This window comes from Streptomyces sp. NPDC058307, assembly GCF_042880295.1.
In the GTDB taxonomy this organism is placed as follows: Bacteria; Actinomycetota; Actinomycetes; order Streptomycetales; family Streptomycetaceae; genus Streptomyces.
Window position 1 is genome coordinate 38,688 of record NZ_JBHVYZ010000054.1, and the last position, 18,844, is coordinate 57,531.

At 70.0% G+C, this 18,844-nt stretch carries 13 protein-coding genes, 1 tRNA gene and 1 pseudogene; 4 read left to right on the forward strand and 11 right to left on the reverse strand.

Going from position 1 to position 18,844, the window contains the following annotated elements; all coding sequences use genetic code 11:
- Positions 1-159: 159 nt before the first annotated feature.
- Positions 160-1,821 carry a hypothetical protein gene (locus ACFVYN_RS30935; protein WP_390004451.1) on the forward strand — a complete coding sequence of 554 codons (1,662 nt, stop codon included), beginning with the start codon at positions 160-162 and terminating at the stop codon, positions 1,819-1,821.
- A 43-nt stretch (positions 1,822-1,864) separates the two neighbouring features.
- Here the strand turns inward: ACFVYN_RS30935 and ACFVYN_RS30940 are convergent, their stop codons facing one another.
- Positions 1,865-2,425: an HIT family protein gene (locus ACFVYN_RS30940; RefSeq protein WP_390004453.1), complete on the reverse strand. Its 561-nt coding sequence runs from the start codon at positions 2,423-2,425 to the stop codon at positions 1,865-1,867.
- Between the two features lie 376 nt (positions 2,426-2,801).
- Here ACFVYN_RS30940 and ACFVYN_RS30945 point away from each other — a divergent pair, with 376 nt between their 5' ends.
- Entirely contained in the window at positions 2,802-3,413 is a 612-nt protein-coding gene (locus ACFVYN_RS30945) for a potassium channel family protein (RefSeq protein ID WP_390004489.1), read from the forward strand.
- Positions 3,414-3,443: 30 nt separating this feature from the next.
- Here the strand turns inward: ACFVYN_RS30945 and thrS are convergent, their stop codons facing one another.
- The 3 genes from thrS to ACFVYN_RS30960 form a co-directional block, all read right to left on the reverse strand.
- Complete coding sequence (gene thrS / locus ACFVYN_RS30950; RefSeq protein ID WP_390004455.1) at positions 3,444-5,420, reverse strand: threonine--tRNA ligase; 1,977 nt, start codon at positions 5,418-5,420, stop codon at positions 3,444-3,446.
- Positions 5,421-5,510: 90 nt separating this feature from the next.
- Entirely contained in the window at positions 5,511-6,761 is a 1,251-nt protein-coding gene (locus tag ACFVYN_RS30955; RefSeq protein WP_390004458.1) for a hypothetical protein, read from the reverse strand.
- Positions 6,758-7,324, reverse strand: coding sequence for a DUF4365 domain-containing protein (locus ACFVYN_RS30960; protein WP_356109715.1), 567 nt, complete (start codon positions 7,322-7,324; stop codon positions 6,758-6,760). The genes ACFVYN_RS30955 and ACFVYN_RS30960 overlap by 4 nt, the downstream gene beginning before the upstream one ends.
- Positions 7,325-7,516: 192 nt before the next feature.
- On the opposite strand from ACFVYN_RS30960, the gene ACFVYN_RS30965 reads away from it, so the two are divergent.
- Entirely contained in the window at positions 7,517-8,242 is a 726-nt protein-coding gene (locus ACFVYN_RS30965) for a 3'-5' exonuclease (protein ID WP_390004461.1), read from the forward strand.
- A gap of 66 nt (positions 8,243-8,308) precedes the next feature.
- On the opposite strand, the gene ACFVYN_RS30970 is transcribed toward ACFVYN_RS30965, so the two are convergent.
- Positions 8,309-8,380: transfer RNA gene (locus tag ACFVYN_RS30970), tRNA-Val, on the reverse strand.
- 437 nt (positions 8,381-8,817) lie between these two features.
- Positions 8,818-9,261: pseudogene (locus ACFVYN_RS30975) on the reverse strand (SRPBCC family protein); the annotation flags it as partial.
- Positions 9,262-9,344: 83 nt separating this feature from the next.
- Between ACFVYN_RS30975 and ACFVYN_RS30980 the strand changes: the two are divergent.
- Positions 9,345-11,735 (forward strand): SCO7613 C-terminal domain-containing membrane protein, encoded by a 2,391-nt coding sequence (locus tag ACFVYN_RS30980; RefSeq protein ID WP_390004464.1) that lies wholly within the window; start codon positions 9,345-9,347, stop codon positions 11,733-11,735.
- 68 nt (positions 11,736-11,803) lie between these two features.
- Here the strand turns inward: ACFVYN_RS30980 and ACFVYN_RS30985 are convergent, their stop codons facing one another.
- From ACFVYN_RS30985 to ACFVYN_RS31005, 5 genes are all read right to left on the reverse strand, one after another.
- On the reverse strand, positions 11,804-14,539 hold the full coding sequence (locus ACFVYN_RS30985; RefSeq protein ID WP_390004466.1) for a Tat pathway signal sequence domain protein: 2,736 nt from the start codon (positions 14,537-14,539) through the stop codon (positions 11,804-11,806).
- A 91-nt stretch (positions 14,540-14,630) separates the two neighbouring features.
- A complete protein-coding gene (locus ACFVYN_RS30990) occupies positions 14,631-15,224 on the reverse strand; it encodes a hypothetical protein (RefSeq protein ID WP_390004469.1) in 594 nt (197 codons plus the stop codon).
- 10 nt (positions 15,225-15,234) lie between these two features.
- Entirely contained in the window at positions 15,235-16,107 is an 873-nt protein-coding gene (locus ACFVYN_RS30995; protein ID WP_390004471.1) for a carbohydrate ABC transporter permease, read from the reverse strand.
- Complete coding sequence (locus ACFVYN_RS31000) at positions 16,104-17,060, reverse strand: carbohydrate ABC transporter permease (RefSeq protein ID WP_390004474.1); 957 nt, start codon at positions 17,058-17,060, stop codon at positions 16,104-16,106. Before ACFVYN_RS31000 ends, ACFVYN_RS30995 begins: the two co-directional genes overlap by 4 nt.
- Positions 17,061-17,074: 14 nt before the next feature.
- Entirely contained in the window at positions 17,075-18,364 is a 1,290-nt protein-coding gene (locus ACFVYN_RS31005; protein WP_390004477.1) for an extracellular solute-binding protein, read from the reverse strand.
- Between the last annotated feature and the right edge of the window lie 480 nt (positions 18,365-18,844).

The window sequence follows — 18,844 nt, forward strand, 5'->3', positions numbered from 1 at the left end:
GTTTGTGGAACGCTCCCCTCCGAATCGGCGGGCGGCTTCGGCCGTCCGCCGACCAATGTCAGCGCGTACCGATACGCTGATGACCTGATCAACAGGTGTGCGAAGCAAGGAAGTCGGGAAAGCCGCAGTGGGTGAGTCCGGCGGCGATCGGGGGCGGGAATGACCGTTGACGGCGGTTACGCGGACATCTTCGGTCCGCAGGTGCCGCGCACGGGCGACGAGGCGCAGACGGCGACGTTCGCGCTGGCCTCGGCGGCCTATCGGGACAATCCGGTGGAGGAGATCCTCAAGGCCAACAACGAATGGCACCAGTCGGCCGTCAAGGGCGGCCGCAGGTGGGCGAAGATCTTCCGTCCCAACCTGGGTGAGGCCTTCTCCACGGCCGTGATCACCCGCATGCTCGGCGCGGGCCGCAAGCCGCTCATCCAGTCCTTCGGCGCCGAGCCGCAGGTCGTGGTCGAGCACTGTCTCGCGGCGAACAACATCCGCCGGGACCGCGACAACTGGCTGACCGCCGTGATGGTGCTGTGCGGTGTGCTCTTCCTGCCGGGGCTTCTCGTCTGGCTGATGGTCTTCATACTGCGCACCAACATCGCCAGGCGTGAGGACAAGCAGGCCGGCGCGCTCGGCACGGCGCTGCTCGTCGCGATGGGCGCGCTCGCGGTGCTCTTCCTGATCAAGATGCCGTTCTCCGGCTTCTGGGGCTTGTACGCACGCGCGTGCGTGGCCCTGCCCGTCGTCGGCTGGTTCTGGGCCAAGCAGATCTGCGAGCGCACCGCGAGGGATCTGCGGGACCGCTGGGCCAGTCTGCTGGCGGGCAGCAGCGTCGGCGCGAAGGTGCCCGAGGCGGTGCCGAGCAACCCCGGCGAGACCGCGGCCGAGCAGTTGCGCCAGTCCCTGGCCACGCTCAGCGCCGAGCAGCAGTCCAACTCGGTCTTCTACGCCGGCCCCAAGGGGATACTCGGCATGGGCACCCGCTGGGGCAGCTGGCAGCTGGCCGAGGACCTGGTGTCCGCCGACCCGACCCGGGAGATCCACCCCTTCCGCAGCTGGGACGTCATCCGCTCCATCCACGACCAACTGCGCATGCTGGAGCGCAACACGATCAACACCGGCGGCTTCCCGAAGCCGTCCGTACGCCACTGGATCGTCACACCGATCGCGGAGGGCGCGAAGGAGGTGTCCCGGCCGGGAGGCACGGACGTGGACGCCTACCAGGTGAAGACCCACGCGATACAGGACATCTGCAACAAGCAGCAGTTCGGCGGCGGCGACCGGCACTACCTGGGCGTCCAGTGGACCCTCTGGGAGGGACAGCTGGTCCTGACCATGCTGATCACGGTGACCGTGCTGCACGAGACGCTGCGCATCGAGGTCACCGGGCACGCCCTGGGGCCGGTGCACGGACTGTTCACCTCGAAGCCGGCGGCCAAGGAGAAGGAAGTCGCCAAGCAGGTCAAGTTCTGGGAGACCAAGAAGATCAAGCTTCCGCTGGTCGACGCGGACGAGGTGGTCCGGCTCACCGCCCGGGCGCCCCTGACCCGGTTTCCACCGCTGCTCAACTGGCTCGGCGGCTCGCTGGCCCTGCCCGAACCGTTCGGTCTGCGGCACGCCTGGGCGGACAAGCCGTGGCGGCACCGCTTCATGGCCGACGACGCGCTGCGCGCCGCGACCCCGGTCCTCAGGGTCGTGCACTCGGCGGCGATCCGGGTCCTGCGGGACAACGGCGTGGACACCGAGAAGTTCGGCACGCGGGCGGGCTTCCTGAGCACGCAGGTGCAGGAGGTTACCCCGCAGAAGGCGGATCTCTACGACGCGTAGAGGTGAGGAGGGTGAAGGGGGCCGCGGATCGGCGGCCCCTGTGTCACTCGCCCGGCCACGCCTCCGCGAGCATCTTGCGGGTGTCGCCCAGCAGTTGCGGCAGCACCTTGGTGTGGCCGACGACCGGCATGAAGTTCGTGTCGCCGCCCCAGCGCGGGACGATGTGCTGGTGGAGATGGGCGGCGATACCGGCGCCGGCGACGGTGCCCTGGTTCATGCCGATGTTGAAACCGTGCGCCCCTGAGGCCGTCCGCAGGGCCGTCATCGCCTGCTTGGTCAACGCGGCCAGCTCGGCGGTCTCCGGCTCGGTGAGGTCGGTGTAGTCGGCCACATGACGGTAGGGCACGACCATCAGGTGACCGCCGGTGTAGGGGTAGAGGTTGAGCACCGCGTACACCAGCCGGCCGCGCCGGACGATCAGACCGTCCTCGTCGGACTTGGCCGGAATCGAGCAGAAGGGACAGCCGTCGTCGGCACCTGGGCCGGTCGGCTTGTTCTCGCCCTGGATGTAGGCCATCCGGTGGGGTGTCCACAGACGCTGGAACGCGTCCTGCGTCCCCACTCCCAACTGCTGCTCCGGCTCACTCGTCATGCAAAGCAGCATATTGCTTCGCCCGTTCGCGCCGTGTCGGCGGGGTTGTGCGAAAACCGGCCCGGGCCAAGCTGAGCGGGTGGACGACGACACCGGCACGCGCCCCGACAGCAACGGGCACGAGACCGACGGCAACGTCGGGTGCGGGGCCGACGGCTCCGACGCGCGCGGGGCCGACGGCTCCGACGCTCACAAGGCACCCGGTTCCGGCGCAGGCAGGGCCCACAGCACCGGCGAACACCATGGCCACGGCGCACCAGGTCACGAGACCCACGGCACCGACGACCCCGAGGCCTACGACACCGGAGCCCGTCAAGCCCACGGCACACCGGATCGCCCACCCCTCGACACCGCCCACCGAGCGGCCCGCTGGGAGCAGCGCGCCGAGATCCCCCTCGCCGTCGCCTCCCTGGCCTTCCTCGCCGCGTACGCGCTCCAGGTCCTGGCCGGCTGTCTCCCGGATGCCGCGCGAGACCTCTGCCTCGCGGTGACGCTGGCCGCCTGGGCGCTGTTCGCCGTCGACTACGCGGTGCGCTGGCGCCTCAGCGGACAGCGGCTGCGCTTCGTACGGACGCATGTGCTGGACACCGTGGTGCTGCTCCTGCCGCTGCTGCGGCCGCTCAGAGTGGTGAAGCTGTACGAGGCCGTGCAGCGCCGCCGCGGCCGACCCCGGCTCGCCCTGCACGCGCGCGTGATCGTGTACGCCGGTCTGGCGGCCCTGCTGCTGGGCTTCACCGGTGCCCTAGCCGTCTTCCAGCAGGAGCACCACGCGCCCGGTACGACCATGCGCACCTTCGGCGACGCCGTCTGGTGGACCTGCGCCACCCTCGCCACCGTCGGCTACGGCGATGTCGTACCGGTCACCCCGCTCGGACGCCTGATCGCGGTCGGTGTGATGGCCATCGGGCTGGCCCTGCTCGGCGCGGTGACCGGGGCCTTCGCCTCCTGGCTGCTCCAGGTTTTCGCGCGGGAGGACGACGAGAGGCCCCCGGGGAGCTGAGCTTCCCGGGGGCCCTCGCGCGCAAAAGGGTCAGACCTGTGCCCGCTCCTCCACGACCTTCACGATCTTCGCGATGGCCTCGTCGAACGCGATGCCGTTCTCCTGCGAGCCGTCGCGGTAGCGGAAGGAGACCGAGCCGCCCGACATGTCCTCGTCGCCCGCGATGACCATGAAGGGCACCTTCTGCTTCTGGGCGTTGCGGATCTTCTTCTGCATCCGGTCCGAGGACGAGTCCACGTCGATGCGCAGCCCCCGCTTCTTGGCGGCCGCGGCGAACTTCTCCAGGTACTCGACGTGCGCGTCGCCGATCGGGATGCCGACCGCCTGGACCGGGGCCAGCCAGGCCGGGAAGGCGCCCGCGTAGTGCTCCAGGAGCACCGCGAAGAACCGTTCGATGGAGCCGAACAGGGCCCGGTGGATCATGACCGGGCGCTGCTTGGAGCCGTCGGGCGAGGTGTACTCCAGCTCGAAGCGCTCCGGCAGGTTGAAGTCCAGCTGGATCGTCGACATCTGCCAGGTCCGGCCGATCGCGTCCTTGGTCTGGACGGAGATCTTCGGTCCGTAGAAGGCGGCGCCGCCCGGGTCGGGCACGAGCGGGAGGCCCTGCTTCTCCGCCACCTGCCGCAGCGTCTCCGTGGCCTCGTCCCAGGCCTCGTCGGAGCCGACGAACTTCTCCGGGTCCTTGGTGGACAGCTCCAGGTAGAAGTCGGTCAGGCCGTAGTCGCGCAGCAGGCCGAGGACGAAGGTGAGCGTCTTGTCGAGCTCCTGCGACATCTGCTCACGGGTGCAGTAGATGTGTGCGTCGTCCTGCGTGAAGCCACGCGCACGCGTGAGGCCGTGCACGACGCCCGACTTCTCGTACCGGTACACGGTCCCGAACTCGAAGAGGCGCAGCGGGAGTTCACGGTAGGAGCGGCCGCGCGCGTCGAAGATCAGGTTGTGCATCGGGCAGTTCATGGGCTTGAGGTAGTAGTCCACGCCCTCGTCGAGCTGCATGGGCGGGTACATGCCGTCGGCGTACCAGTCCAGGTGGCCCGACTGCTCGAAGAGCTTCCCCTTCGTCGCGTGCGGGGTGTAGACGAACTCGTAGCCCTCCTCCTCGTGACGGCGGCGCGAGTAGTCCTCCATCACCCGGCGGATGATGCCGCCCTTGGGGTGGAAGACGGCGAGGCCGGAGCCGATCTGCTCCGGGATGGAGAACAGGTCGAGCTCGCTGCCCAGCTTGCGGTGGTCGCGCTTCTCGGCCTCGGCGAGGAAGTCGAGGTGCGCCTTCAGCTCGTCCTTGGTCGGCCAGGCGGTGCCGTAGATGCGCTGGAGCATGGGGTTCTTCTCGCTGCCGCGCCAGTAGGCGGCCGCGTTGCGCATCAGCTTGAACGCCGGGATGTTGCGGGTGGAGGGCAGGTGGGGACCGCGGCAGAGGTCCTTCCAGCACAGGTCGCCGGTCTTGGCGTCGAGGTTGTCGTAGATCGTCAGCTCGCCGGAGCCGACCTCGACGTCCGCGCCGTCGTCGGAGGACGCGGAGCCCTTGAGACCGATCAGCTCCAGCTTGTACGGCTCGTTCGATAGCTCCTCACGGGCCGCCTCGTCGGTCACCACACGACGGCTGAAGCGCTGCCCGCGCTTCTGGATCTCCTGCATCTTCTTCTCGATGGCCTTGAGATCCTCGGGCGTGAACGGCTTCTCGACGTCGAAGTCGTAGTAGAAGCCGTCCTTGACCGGCGGGCCGATGCCCAGCTTGGCCTCGGGGAAGAGCTCCTGCACGGCCTGCGCCATCACGTGCGCGGTGGAGTGGCGCAGGATGTTGAGACCGTCCTCGGAGGAGATCTCGACGCCCTCGACCTCCTCGCCCTCGGACACGACGTACGCGAGGTCCCTGAGCTCGCCTCCCACGCGCGCGGCGACGATCGAGCGCTCGCCGGCGAAGAGCTCGGCGGCCGTAGTGCCCGTCGTCACCACGCGCTCTTCCCGCTCGGAATCGCGATGGATGATCACACGGACGTCTGACACCGGTCTCTCCTGACTGAAGGTGGGTGCGGCGCCATACCGGGAGCGCGCGCAATAGGGGATCGTACCGACCCGGCACCCACCAGCGCGAAATCAGTCCCCTGCGCGGGACTCCTCGAAGGACTCCTCACCGGACTCTCCGCAGGCCTCCTCGAAGAAGTCGAGATTCTCCTGGAGGGACTTCATCAGCCGGTCCCGCTCGGCCTCGTCGACCTGCACGGGCACCACGCCCGTGGCCCCGGTGAGCCGACGGAAGCCGCCGCGGCTCTCCAGCCTGCCGTGCACCCGGACCGGGAGCCCGACGAGGTGGGCGTGCCCGGCGATCCGGTACGCCTCCTCGTCCAGGGTCAGCCGGACGTGCGGTATCTCGGCGCCGGCGATCACCCGCAGCCGTACCGACCCGTCCCCGCGCGGACCCGACCTGCGCATCCGCACGACAGTGCCGGTGATCCGCACCGCGACGGAGGGCTCCTCGTGCAGGAAACGGGCCCCGGCCTCGCGCAGCACGGACAGGTCGCCCGGCGAGAACTCCACGGCCTCGGCGGAGGCCGCGCACCCGTCGGGGACCCCGGCCGCGGGCGCCCACTCGACGGCGATGCGCGCGCCCTCCGTACCGCGCACGAGGGCGATCAGTGCCTCGGTGAGCTCACGGCTGACGCCCGCCTCCACGGCCCCGTCGAAGGCGTCCATGCCCCCGGTGGCCCGCCGGTAGTCGATGGCCTCGCGGGTGGCGTGGAGAGCCTGGTGGAGACGGACGGCGAGGGGGCGGCCGGTGCCGACGGGCACGAAGGCGGTGAGCCGGCGGCCCCCGGCGGCGGAGCCGACCAGGACGGTGTCGAGGGACGCGGCCGCCGTACGGCGGTAACGGGCGCCGTAGTAGCCGGCACGCGCGCGGGTGGCGAGCGCGCCGGCGAGCAGGGTCTGGCGGGCGGCGGCGCGCAGTTGCTCCTCGACGGTCCAGGGCGTGGTGTCGGCGGGGCCGGTCGGGACGTCCCGCCACCAGCGGATCTCGTCGCTGGGCACGGCGAGGCCGACGAGCACCTCGCGCGCGGAGGGCGTGCCGCTGCGGGACAGGGCGACGAGGGCCTCGCCGAGGAGGTCCTCGCTGTCGGGGAAGGCGCGGCTCTCGGGCACGAGCAGGCTGGTTCCGCCGCCGCCCGGTCCTGGTGGCGTCCAGCGGCCGTAGCGTCCCGGGGCGCCCCCGCGCCGCTGCCAGCCGTGCCGGTGCAGCAGAGCGCTCAGGACGGCCGGGTCGACCTCGTCGGGGGTCGGCGAACGGTCCCAGTGGGCCTCCGGGTGGGGGCGTACGGCACGCAGTGGCTCGTGCAGCGGGCGGTGGGTCATGGTCTGCCTCCCGTCCCGACGCGCGTCATGATCTCGCACAGCGCCCGGTCGTCGAAGATGCGGTTGGTGGGGATCCGCACGGTGGTCCGGGTCCGGCCGGTGATGGGGTGGCCGGCGAGGTTGACCCAGTAGCAGCAGTGTCTGAGGTCGAGGCGGTCGTGGCCGGCGCGCAGCCAGTCGTCCTGGGTTCTCGGCACGAGCATCACCACCAGGATCTTGTGGACCGACACCGGGGTGCGGGCGAGTTTGCGCAGGTGGTCGTTGTCGAGCGTGAAGGAGAAGAAGCGGCCGGGCGGGTTGGGCGCGACCTGGTAGGTGCATTTGAGCTGCACCTTGATGGTGACCTCGTCGTCGACGGTGTGTCCGGGCGAGCCGTGGCTGACGTGCCAGTCGATGCCGTTGTCCGGAAAGGGCTGCGACAACGAGCAGCCGGCCGCCGCCGCGACGGCGTGCAGATAGCCCACCTGCAGTGTCTCCATGCAGGCGGTGGTGGCGAGCGTGCCGCGAAGGGGGCCCGTGCGTTCGGGCAGCAGCCCGCCCCGCTCGGGCTGCGCTATCGCCATGACCAACAGCCTTCCAAGCCAAGTGACATGCCCTCACAAGGGCCACATGAATCCCACACCGGGTCGCTGAACTGCAAAGACCCGCACTCCTGTTGTGTCCTTCCGGCGTACGTCGCAAACAGCCCGGGTATCACCAAACGGGGCAGAAGACGGGGCGTCAGCTGCCGTGGGTGAACGAGGGGTTGAGTAGGTATGACGTGCTGGTACGAAGGGCCCCTGGCCGCTTTCGACACCGAGACCACCGGCGTGGACGTCGAGACCGACCGCATCGTGTCGGCCGCCGTCGTCGTCCAGGACGCCGCGGGCACCCGGCCGCGGGTGAGCCGGTGGCTGGTCAACCCGGGCGTCCCGGTGCCCGCCGGGGCGACGGAGGTGCACGGGCTGACGGAGGAACACCTCCAGCTCAACGGCCGCTGGCCGGCGCCGGTGATGTTCGAGATAGCCGAGACGCTGGCGGAGCAGGCGACCGCGGGCCGTCCGCTGGTGGTGATGAACGCGCCGTTCGATCTGACGATCCTGGACCGCGAGTTGCGCCGCCACCGCGCCTCGTCGCTGGACCGCTGGCTGGACTCCTCGCCGCTGCTGGTGCTGGATCCGCGGGTCCTCGACAAGCACCTGGACCGCTACCGCAAGGGCCGCCGCACCCTCACCGACCTGTGCGAGCACTACGGCGTCGCGCTGGACGGCGCGCACGACGCCGCGGCCGACGCACAGGCCGCGCTGGATGTCGTACGGGCGGTCGGGCGCCGTTTCGCCGCCCGGCTGGAGCGGCTGGAACCGCTGGAGCTGCACAACCTGCAGGCGGTGTGGCACGCGGCCCAGGCGCGGGGCCTGCAGGCCTGGTTCGCGCGCAGCGGCTCGGAGGAGTCGGTGGACCCGGCGTGGCCGCTGCGCCCGGATCTGCCCGCGGCGGCGTGACCGAGCATGCAGCGTGACCGAGCATGCGGAAAGCCGGCCCGTCTGAGACGGACCGGCTTTTCCCGGTGGGCGATACTGGGTTCGAACCAGTGACCTCTTCGGTGTGAACGAAGCGCTCTCCCACTGAGCTAATCGCCCGGGAACGCACTGAACAATACAGGTCCCCGCGGGTTTCCTTCAAACCGTTCCTGTGGACTGAGCATGAGTGACTCCGCTCAGCCGCACGCCCCGAACGGTCTTGGGCGCTCCCCCACTGCCTTAAGGGCGTGGGAGGTACCCCCAGGTCTCCGGCGTACTCAACCCCGAGGCAGCGACACGGATCCTGTCCATGGTCCGATCCCGGGAGGCCGGTTCCCTGCGCGACCCGGCCAGATGGGCACGGCCAGAGGCGACGGGGAGGCCCCGAACCATCACTCCGGTGGAGCGGGGGCCCCGCACGCTGGCGCCGTACCCGGTGTCCCCAGGCCGCACGATCACCATAGGCCGAACGGCCCAGGACGCCGCAAGCCAGGAAGCCGACCATCACACGATCGAGTTAAACAGCCCTTGCACATGCTCCCCGGCAAGCAGTTGGCAACCCCTTCCAGGTAGGCGGCCAGCCCTCGCCGCCCGGCGCGCATCATCACCCGGTGGTTGGCCAGGAAGATGGGCCGTCCCGGCACGGCGAAGCGCCGGAGCAGCGGCTTGCGCACCTCGGTGACCTGGTCGTAGCGGGCGAGGCTGCCGTCGCCGTCCGCGGTGATCGTCCAGCGCGCCCAGCCGTCGAGGTCACCGTTCATCGCGATCTCCAGCACCCCGGCCTCCCGGTCGCGGCGCACCTCGCGCGCGGTGAAGACGAGGTCGTACGGCAGCACGGCGCGGATCGTGATCACGCCAGTGGTGTCGTCGAGCCGTCGCACCTCGCGCACCTGGGGCCACCAGCGGGGATAGTCCTCGGCGCGTTCCAGGGCGTCGTAGACGACGGCGGGCTTCGCGGGCAGGGACCACAGGGTGCGGAAGCGGTATCGGGTCCAGTCCATGGGGAGAGTCTGGCATCGGATCCGAGTATGTTTTGAGTACCCGTACTCATGTCGCGCCGCGTGACCCAGCCCACACTCAGGGCATGACGCACATCCCGCCCCCGGCCGAGGAGCTGCGGCTTCTCGACGCCGAGCTGTGGCAACTGGACGCCCGCCGAGCCCAGTTGCTGGCCCGACGCGCCTGGCTCGTCACCGCGCTCCAGCAGAACTGGCAGCCGAAGTGGCAGCCGCCGCAGCCGACCGGACCGACGCCCGCCACGACCCCTCGCTCCGAGGCGAGCGCACCGAGCGTGCAGAACGTGCTCCTGGTGCTCGGCGGTGTTCTGCTCACCGTGGCGGCGATGGTGTTCACGCTGGTCAGCTGGGGTCACCTGGGGATCGCCGGCCGGGCCCTGGTGCTCGGCGCGGTCACGACGGCCGCGCTCGCCGCACCGCTCCCGCTGCTGAAGCGCGGGCTGCGCTCGACGGCCGAGTCGGTGGCGGGACTGGGGCTGGCTCTGACGGTCCTGGACGGGGTCGCGCTGCACGGGGCCGTGTTCCCGGAGACCGCCGGGGCGCCGTACACGGCGGTCGTCTCGGCCCTGCTGGCGGGCCTCTGGGCGGCGTACGGCCTCCTGCCGCGCGCTTCCGAGCTGCGCCTGCCGCGCCCGGCCGCCCTGGTCGCGGCCCAACTCCCGCTGTTCTTCTGGGCGATCGCGGCCGACGCGGGCTCGTACGGGCTCGCTGCCGCACTCCTCGTGACGGCCGGGTTCGACACGCTCGTGGCGCTGCGGACGGCGTCCAGGTCTCTGCGCGTCGTCGCCGCGATCGGTGCGTACGGAGTGGGCGGCCTGGGCGTACTGGCCGCCGGCTGGCTGTCCTGGACAGCCTCCGGACCGAGCGCCGCCGCCCGTGCGGCGGCGCTCCTTCTCCTCGCGAGCGCGATCGCGCTGGCCGCCGCTTGGCAGGGCGGTCGTACGGCAGCGCGGGCGGACGGGCGGGCCCTCGGGCTCGCTGTCGCCTCCGGACTGCTCGCGGTGGCCGCGCTCGGCGGCACGGCACGGCCCCTGCTGCCCGAACTGTGGACCGTCCCCGCCCATCTGGCGTTCGGCATCGCCCTGTTGGCGGCCCTTCGGCTCGACCGGCTGCCGGAGACGGTACGGCGGGGTCTGGCCTGGGCCTCCGGGGCCGTACAGGCGCTGGCCCTGCTGTGGGCCCTGCCCGTCGTCGGTGTCGTGGTGCTGGGCCCGCTCGCCTGGGCCTCGCGGGCGTGGGCCGGTGCCCCGTCGGACGCCCGCACGGCGGTGACCGTGGACGTGGCCTGGCCGCCGCACGCGGAGGCGGTGCCGGTGGTCCTGGCAGCCGTCGCGGCCGTGCTGTTCCTGGTGGTACGGGACGCGGCCTGGCGTCCGAAGGCGACGGCAGGCGCACTGGGCCTGGCCTGGGCCACGGCACTCACTCTCCCCGCCGTGCTCGAACTCCCCTACTTCGCGGGCCTGTTGACCCAGGCCGTCACAACGGCCGGAATCCTCACGGCAGCCGTGTTCCGACGGCAGAGCCGCACCGCCCTGGTCCTGGTACTGGGCACCTCCGCGAGCCTCGTCTTCCTCGCCCTCGCCTCCGAGTCGGCAACCCTGATCGTGCTCTCCGGTCTGATCGCGCTCTTCACGGCGGCCTCTTGGCGCCTGGCCCCCTTCACCGCCCCCACCGCCCTCGCCTACGGTGCCGGACTCGCCGTCGCGACGGGAGCCGCCGCGGACTGGTCGTCGCCGCACACCGCCCTGCTGGTCCTGGCGGTCCCCGCGACCGCGGCCCTGCTCGCCCCGCACCTCGGCGACCCGAAGGCCACCGTGCCGGCCGAGGCGGCCGGAGCGGCGGCCGGAGTCCTCGCCGTCGCGATGGCGGCGACGGACCTGCCCCTGCTCGCGACGGTCCTGGCGCTGTGCGCGGTGATCGCGGCGGGCACGGCGGTCCGTGTGGACCGCCGCCCCCTCGGCTACGCGGCCGCAGCCCTGTTCCTCGCGGCCACCTGGGTCCGCCTGGCGGCCTGGGACATCGGCACCCCGGAGGCCTACACCCTCCCGGTCACGATCCCCGCCCTGGTGGTCGGCGCCCTGCGTCACCGCCGTGACCCGCGGACCTCGTCCTGGACGGCGTACGCCCCCGGCCTGGCCGCCACTCTCGTGCCGAGCCTCTTCGCGGCCTGGGCCGACCCCCACTGGACGCGCCCCCTGCTGCTCGGCCTGGCGGCCCTGCTGGTCACCCTGGCGGGCGCCCGCCACCATCTCCAGGCCCCGCTCCTGCTGGGCGGCGCGGTACTGCTCCTGGACGCCCTGCACGAACTGGCCCCGTACCTCGTCCAGGTGACCGACGCACTCCCCCGCTGGGTGCCCCCGGCCCTGGCCGGCCTCCTGCTCCTGGCCCTGGGAGCGACGTACGAACAACGCCTGAGGGATGCCCGACGAGTACGGAGCATCCTGACCAAGATGCACTGAAGCGTCCCTTCAGGGGCGCGGGGAACTGCGCGACCAGCCACAACGGGCCCGCAGTTCCCCACGAACCGTTACGGCATCTTGTCCCCGAGCAACGCCAGGTTCTCGATGGCGGCGAGCCCGTACAGCGCGGTGTCATTGCTCGCCACCCAGGCCGCCTCGCTGCCCGCCACCAGGGACACCGGCCCGGTCAACGCCTCCGTCTTCCAGGGCGCCGACTCCTTGTAGCCGTCGGAGTTGTAGAACTTGTCCCACGCGCGAGCGGCCAGCTTCGCGTCCCCGGTCTTGACGGCCGCGTACGCGTCGAGCCGCGAGTGTCCCTGGAACAGCAGCAGTGATCCGAAGTTGGTCCCGTACCGTGCCGCCTGCTCGGCCTTGGTCGCGTTGAAGTAGCGGCAGTAGTCGAAGTACGCCTCGTTGAACTTCGGCATGTCGACGAGGTCGATGAGTTCGGCGCACAGTTCGTTGAGGCCGAACACGGCGGACAGGTGCGAGACCCCGACGACCGGGGTGGAAGCCACGGCGAACTTGCCGGTGTCGAGGTCGTAGAGCCCGCTGCCCTGCACGAACCCGTTGGGCTGGGCGGCGATGCCCTCCATGGTGGACAGCACGCGCGCCTTGGCCTTCTCCCACTTGGGCCCCTTGCGCTCCCACTCGGTCAGCCAGGCCGAGACCAGCCCGCTCCAGTCGGTGCCGAAGCCGACCGACAGGGCGTGCCGGTCGGGTGTGTAGGGGTCGGTGCGGACCTTGCGCAGCGGGTCGAGCACGAGGAACGTCTCGTCGGAGTCGACGTTGGCGTGCATGAGGTCGCCGACCCGCTCGTCCGCGGTGAGGAAGTAGTAGTAGCGGCGGTACGTCGTGTTGGCGATGCGCTGCTGCTTGGCGCTGTCGGCGTAGTGCTGCACGCCGTGCCGGGTGCCGAGTCCGGCCCACTGCCCGAGGTGGTAGACGTCGACCTCGCCGGTGTGCCGGGTCATCGCCTCGGCGAACCGGAAGATGTCCGCGCGGCCCGACCTGATGTACGCGAACCACAGCCAGATGTCCGGCGACAGCTCGGAGTTGTCCCAGGCGTAGCCGCCGATGTCGTACCGCCACTGGTGCCTGACGGCGTCGTAGGTGTGCATGATGTCGCCGTGGTCCCAGAAGCCGTACCAACGGCGCTGCTCCACCTGGCCCTTGTAGTAGGTGAAGAGGAAGTCGAGGTGGTCTTCGATCTTCGCCTTGGCGGGCGTGGACCGGTCGGGCTCGGAGTAGAGGCCCGGACCGAAGACCTTCGCCTTGATGAGCTGCTTGGGCGGGGCGGCGAGCTGCGGCAACACCCTTACGGCCTCGACCTGTTGGGCCAGGGTCTCCGGGGACGGGGTCGACTCGTTGGCCCAGAACAGCAGTTCCGAGGTGCGGGCGATGCCGTAGGGGGTGCCGAACTCGGGCTCGTAGTCCTCGTAGGTGATGTTGAGGCCCTCGAGCTGCTCGGCGAAGGTGTCCTGGCCCATGCCGTCGTGGTAGAAGCGCAGGTCCATGGGCTGGGCCTCGGGCGACCAGAGCCAGAGGGTGACCTCGGCCTCGTCGGTCTGGGCGTCGCGGATGTCGAGCTGCGAGGGGTGCCGCTCCCAGAAGTCGCGCAGGCCGAAGGAGAATCCGCCGCTCGCGCCACCGACGTAACCGAACCCGGAGGCGCGCCTGCCGCCGCCGGCGCCGATCCAGCCGTGCCCCTTCTTGGTGCGCTTGCGCAGGGTGAAGCCGTCGGCGGAGAGCTGGGAGAGGGTGTAGTCGCCCCACTCGGGGATGTACTGGAGCCGGGTGGTGACCCGCTGGTCCCAGGTGGCGGGGTCGGGCAGCTTCTTGCCCGCGTACTGGGCCTCCTGCACGGCGATGCCGGGGTCGCGGCGCAGTCCGGTGATGCCCTTGACGGCCTCGCGCAGCAGACCGGTGCCCTCGCCGCCGATGCGGATGTGGCGGTCGTAGGACTGGTCGCGCATCGGCACGGTGAAGCGGACGCCGAGGCCGCGGATGAAGTCGCCGCTCGCCTTGCCGGGCTCCTGGGTGCCGTCGTAGGTGATGGTGTGCACCATGCGGAAGGAGTCGGCGCCCGCGTAGAAGTAGAGGCGGATGGAGAACGGCAGCCAACTGCGGCTGCCCTTGCGGTGCTTGCCGTCGATCTTGACGACCGCGCGGACCGGTCCTGACTGCTCGACGGTGACCTCGGAGATGGCCCCCTCGAAGCGCTCGGTCTTGACGGTGCCCTGGTCCTCGTCCTCGATCTCGGGCTGGCGGATCAGCACCAGCCGCCCGTTCTTGGCGATCTCCGTCGACCCGCGGGTGACCGACTTGATGAGCGTGGCGCCCGACTTGCCGATCTTCGCGGTGATGACGCCGGTGGAGACGGTGATCGTGCCTCCGCTCTTGTCGACGGTGACCTTCTTGTCGGGTACGGCGGCGTCACCCGCGCTCAGCGACAGCTTGCCCTTGCCCGAACTTACGGCGTGGGCGGTCCACTTGAGCGAGCCGTCGGGCCAGTAGGCGATCGGCCAGGACTGCACCGGGACGGCCTTGCCGTCGGCGTCCTGGACCGCGAACTTCTGGCCCTCCTGGTAGACGCCCCTGGGCCAGGGGACACCGACGGTGGAGCCGGGTGCGGCACCGAGACCGCCGTCCTCCAGCCAGTCCAGGGTCACGGGAGCGTCGTCGGCCTCGGCGGCTCTGGGCGCGGCCTGCGCGTCCTTGGTCCCTAGCGCCCAGCTGAACTGTGCGGCGGCACCGGCGACGGCGGCTGCTTTGAGGATGGACCTGCGGGGGATGGGGGACATGACCGTTCCTTTCCATGGACAGGCTGGCCAGGGGCATGACAGAGAGAGGTACGACGCCGGGGCGCCGACCTGGTGACGAGGGCGCCGCCCGTCAGCGGCGCCGGTAGCGTTCCTCCACGGCGACGGCCGCCGCCGCGACGGCCCCGAGGACCGGGACCGCCAGCGGCGCGAGGAACCCTGCGGACAGGGCCACGACGGCCAGGCCTGCGACGATCAGGAAGGACCCGGCGGGGTCCCGCAGGGTCCGGCGTACGGCGTCCCTGAGCAGCGCCCGCCAGGAGGCGCCCGGAGCCCAGACCGCCGCTGCGCGCAGCCCGGCCACCGCGAGGCCGATCAGCGCGAACAGTCCGACGGCTCCGACCAGCGGGCCACCGGGGATCCCGGCCCGCGCGGCCTGGACGTCCACCCAGACCGCTGCCGCCGCGACCCACCCGGCGACCCCGACGAGCCACCCGCGGCGCACGGCCGTACGGAAGTCCGCGACGAAGTCCCGCCAGCCGCCGCCCTCATGGCCGGTACGACGCCGCAGGTGCCGCGCCCCGGCGGCGAAGGCCGCCGGGTAGGTGACGAGACCGAGACAGGCGACCGCGATCCACACACCGGTGAGCAGGGTCTCGGCGAAGAGCGCGAAGCGCTCGCCGCCGAACACGGACGCCCTGCGGGCCTTCACACGTGCTTGCGCCATGCTGACCGCCTCACTTCAGTCCGGACGTCGCCATGCCGTCGATGAGGTAGCGCTGGAAGGCCATGAAGAAGGCGATGACCGGTACCAGCGCCACCAGCGACATCGCGATCATGCTGCCGTAGTTGGAGATGCCCTCCTGGTCGCGGAACATCATCAGGCCGAGCGAGACGGTGTACTTTTCAGGGGTGTTGAGGTAGATCAACGGGCCCATGAAGTCGTTCCACGCGTTGATGAAGGTGAAGATCGCGCTGGTGATGAGGGCCGGGCGGCACAGCGGCAGCACGATCGACCAGTAGGTCCTGAAGTGCCCGCAGCCGTCGAGCTTGGCGGCCTCGTCCAGCTCGCGCGGCAGCCCGCGCATGAACTGCACCATCAGGAAGACGAAGAACGCCTCCGTCGCCAGGAACTTGCCCGCCACGAGCGGCACCAGCGTGTCGACGAGTTCCAGCTTGCGGAACATCACGTACTGCGGGATGAGCAGCACGTGATACGGCAGCAGCAGTGTGCCGATCATCAGCGTGAACAGCAGGTTCCGGCCGGCGAAGCGGATCTTGGCGAAGGCGTACGCGGTCAGCGAGCTGGAGATCACGACACCGGCCACGGCGAGGCCCGCGTAGGTCAGCGAGTTCAGGAAGAAGGTGCTGATGGAGATGCCGGAGATGCCGTCGGCGAGCCCGGAGAAGTTCGCCCAGACCGGCTTGGACGGCAGCAGGTCGACACTGGCGACGATGTCCTTGCTCGGCTTGAACGAAGCCCCGAGGACCCAGATCACCGGGTACAGGACGACGGCCAGGACGACGAGCGCGCCGACATGCCAGGCGAGGGAACCGGTGCGTCGCCGCTCGTTCGCGGTGCGCACCGCGGGGGTGCTGACAGTCGTCACTTGGCGGCCTCCTCGTAGTGCACCCACTTCTTCTGCGACCAGAACAGGACCGCCGTGACCAGCGCCACCGCGACCACCAGCGACCAGGCCATCGCGGAGGCGAAGCCCATCTGGGCCTCCTTGAAGCCCTTCTGGTAGAGGTAACAGGTGTAGACGAGGGTGGCGTCGGCGGGCCCGCACCGGGTGTCGGAGACGACATAGGCGGAGCCGAACACCTGGAACGCGTGGATGGACTCCAGCAGCACGTTGAAGAACAGCACCGGGGAGATCATCGGCAGAGTGATGTTCCAGAACCTGCGGAAGGGGCCGGCCCCGTCCACCTCGGCGGCCTCGTACAGCTCCCGGGGGACCTGCTTGAGACCGGCCAGGAAGATGACCATCGGGGCACCGAACTGCCAGATGCTGAGGGCAACCAGGGAGTAGAGGACGTAGTCCGGGTTGCCGATCCAGCCGCCCACGTTCAGCCCGAAGACCTTCTGCGTGCGGTCCACGATCGCGTCGTCGGAGAACAGCGCCCGCCATACGAAGCCGACGGAGACGCTGGCGCCGATGAGGGAGGGCATGTAGAACGCGGCCCGGTACAGGCCCTGCCCGCGCCGCTTCTGCGCGAGCAGCAGCGCGACGCCGAGCGCGAGCAGCAACTTGAGCGGAGTGGCCACGACGACGTACTTGAGTGTGACCTCCACCGACTTCTGCCAGCGCGGGTCGTGGAACATCGTCGTGAAGTTGTCGAAGCCCACCCACTCGGGCGGGGTGAAGAGGTTGTACCGGGTGAACGCGTAGTACAGCGACGCGATCATCGGCCCCGCCGTGAGCAGCAGGAATCCCGCGATCCACGGCGACATGAAGAGATAGCCGGCGATGTTCTCGCGGCGCCGCCCGCGCCGCCCGGCGGCAGGAGCGGCGGGCCGCTTCTTCGCCGGGCGCACGGGCGCTTCCTTGACGAGCGTCATGGTGGTACGTCCCCTCAGCCCGCGAACGCGGCCTTGGCCTCGCTGAACAGCGACTTGGCGGCGTCGGCCGGCTTGGACTTGCCCTGGGCCACCTCGCCGCCCAGACGCAGGAACGCCGCCTCGATGACGTCGGCGCCGGACGGGTGCGGGGTGATCTTCCCGAGCACACCGGCCTTGGCGACCTCGTCCTCGTACGCCGCGACACCCTTGTTCTGGGCGTCGGTGGGCTTGAACGCGTCGTACTGCTCGGTCGTGGCGAGGATGCCGCGGTCGTAGCCCATGATCTTGCCGACCTCGGGGTCGTGGACCATGAAGCTGATGAACTGTGCGACTTCCTTGGGGTGCTTGGTCCCGGAGAAACCGCTGAGCATCAGCGACCCGAGGTACTGGCCGGTCTGCTTGCCATCAGTGGTCGGGATCGGCGCGAGCCCGTAGTCGGAGGTGCCCTCGCCCTCGTAGCGGATGGAGAAGTTGTCCCAGGTGAACTCGGACGCGGCGAGGCCCGCCGAGAGACCGGACTTGGGCTTGACCTGCTCGATCTTCTTCGGGTCGGCGACCAGTCCGGACTTCACACGCTTGTAGCCGTCCGTCCACCACTGCGTCAGGTCGTCCTCGGTGAAGCCGAGATCGGAGTCGGTGAAGAAGGCCTTTCCGTTCTGGCGCAGGTACAGGTCGTAGAGGTACATGATGGCGAAATAGCCGGTGTCGCCGGCGACCTTCAGCTTGTCCTGGATCGTCTGGAGCGCGGCGAAGTACTCGTCCCACGTCCAGCCGAACTTCGCCTCGACGCCCGCCTTCTTGAAGGCCTTGAGATCGATGACGAGAGACATGGTGTTGGCGCCGACCGGAATGGCGATCTGCTTGCCGTCGACCTGACCGTTCGCCAGAACGCCGTTGCGGAAGTTGTCCAGGCTCAGATTCCCGGCGTCCGCCTGCGACTTGAGATCCAGCAGAACGCCGCGCTTGTCGTACTTGCGCAGGAAGCCGACCGCGTTCTGGAAAACGTCCGGCGGATTTCCGCCGGAGGCCTGGGTCTGGAACTTCTCCCAGAACGCCTCGTAGTCGGTGAATTCCGGCTTTATCTTGATCTTCGGATACTTCTTCTCGAAGAGCGCGATGGTCTTCTTGATGGCGATGGTGCGCGGCTCGCCACCCCACCATGCGTAACGCAGTGTCACCGTTCCGTCTCCGGAACTGCCACTGTCACCCCCGCATCCGGTCGTCGCGGCCAGCCCCAGCGTCGCCGCTGTAGCCCCGGCCGCCTTCAGGATCGTTCGCCTCTCAACATTCCTGCTGGTTCCCACAGTCGGTCCCCTCCCCGCAGCGTCGCCGCACGCATGAATCGTTTCAAGTAAGCGCTTGCTGGCACAAGCTACGGAGGCCCCGGAGGCGCGTCAATGATTCGGACAGGAATTTATTGTGAGTCCGGTGAGGGAGCGGAGCGTCTCCAACCACCGCGCAGTACGGGGGAACTGACGATGCCCCAGGTGAGAGACGCGGATCCGACCGATCGAACGCCACGCGGGCTGTCTCACGACATCGACGGGCGGCCGGAAAAGGACGGGCGACGGCACGGGCCGACGCGGACCGTGCCGTCGCCGTCACCGTCACGCGAAGGGGAAAGCCGGCGGCCTTCAGATCGGTGCGCGCGGTGCGCGCACACGCCCACGGCCCCACCCCCAAAAAGCCCACGGGGCCGGGGGGCGGGGGGGGGGGAAATGGTTGGAAACCGATTCCAAAAACGTTGTGAACAAACGCCATACCCCAGAACAAAAAGCCCCGAC

Coding starts and splice junctions, on each gene's coding strand:
- ACFVYN_RS30980 (WP_390004464.1), top strand. CDS start 9,345: ATGACGCACATCCCGCCCCCGGCCGAGGAGCTGCGGCTTCTCGACGCC.
- ACFVYN_RS30955 (WP_390004458.1), bottom strand. CDS start 6,761: ATGACCCACCGCCCGCTGCACGAGCCACTGCGTGCCGTACGCCCCCAC.
- ACFVYN_RS30990 (WP_390004469.1), bottom strand. CDS start 15,224: ATGGCGCAAGCACGTGTGAAGGCCCGCAGGGCGTCCGTGTTCGGCGGC.
- ACFVYN_RS30940 (WP_390004453.1), bottom strand. CDS start 2,425: ATGCTGCTTTGCATGACGAGTGAGCCGGAGCAGCAGTTGGGAGTGGGG.
- ACFVYN_RS31000 (WP_390004474.1), bottom strand. CDS start 17,060: ATGACGCTCGTCAAGGAAGCGCCCGTGCGCCCGGCGAAGAAGCGGCCC.
- ACFVYN_RS30965 (WP_390004461.1), top strand. CDS start 7,517: ATGACGTGCTGGTACGAAGGGCCCCTGGCCGCTTTCGACACCGAGACC.
- ACFVYN_RS30960 (WP_356109715.1), bottom strand. CDS start 7,324: ATGGCGATAGCGCAGCCCGAGCGGGGCGGGCTGCTGCCCGAACGCACG.
- ACFVYN_RS30935 (WP_390004451.1), top strand. CDS start 160: ATGACCGTTGACGGCGGTTACGCGGACATCTTCGGTCCGCAGGTGCCG.
- ACFVYN_RS30985 (WP_390004466.1), bottom strand. CDS start 14,539: ATGTCCCCCATCCCCCGCAGGTCCATCCTCAAAGCAGCCGCCGTCGCC.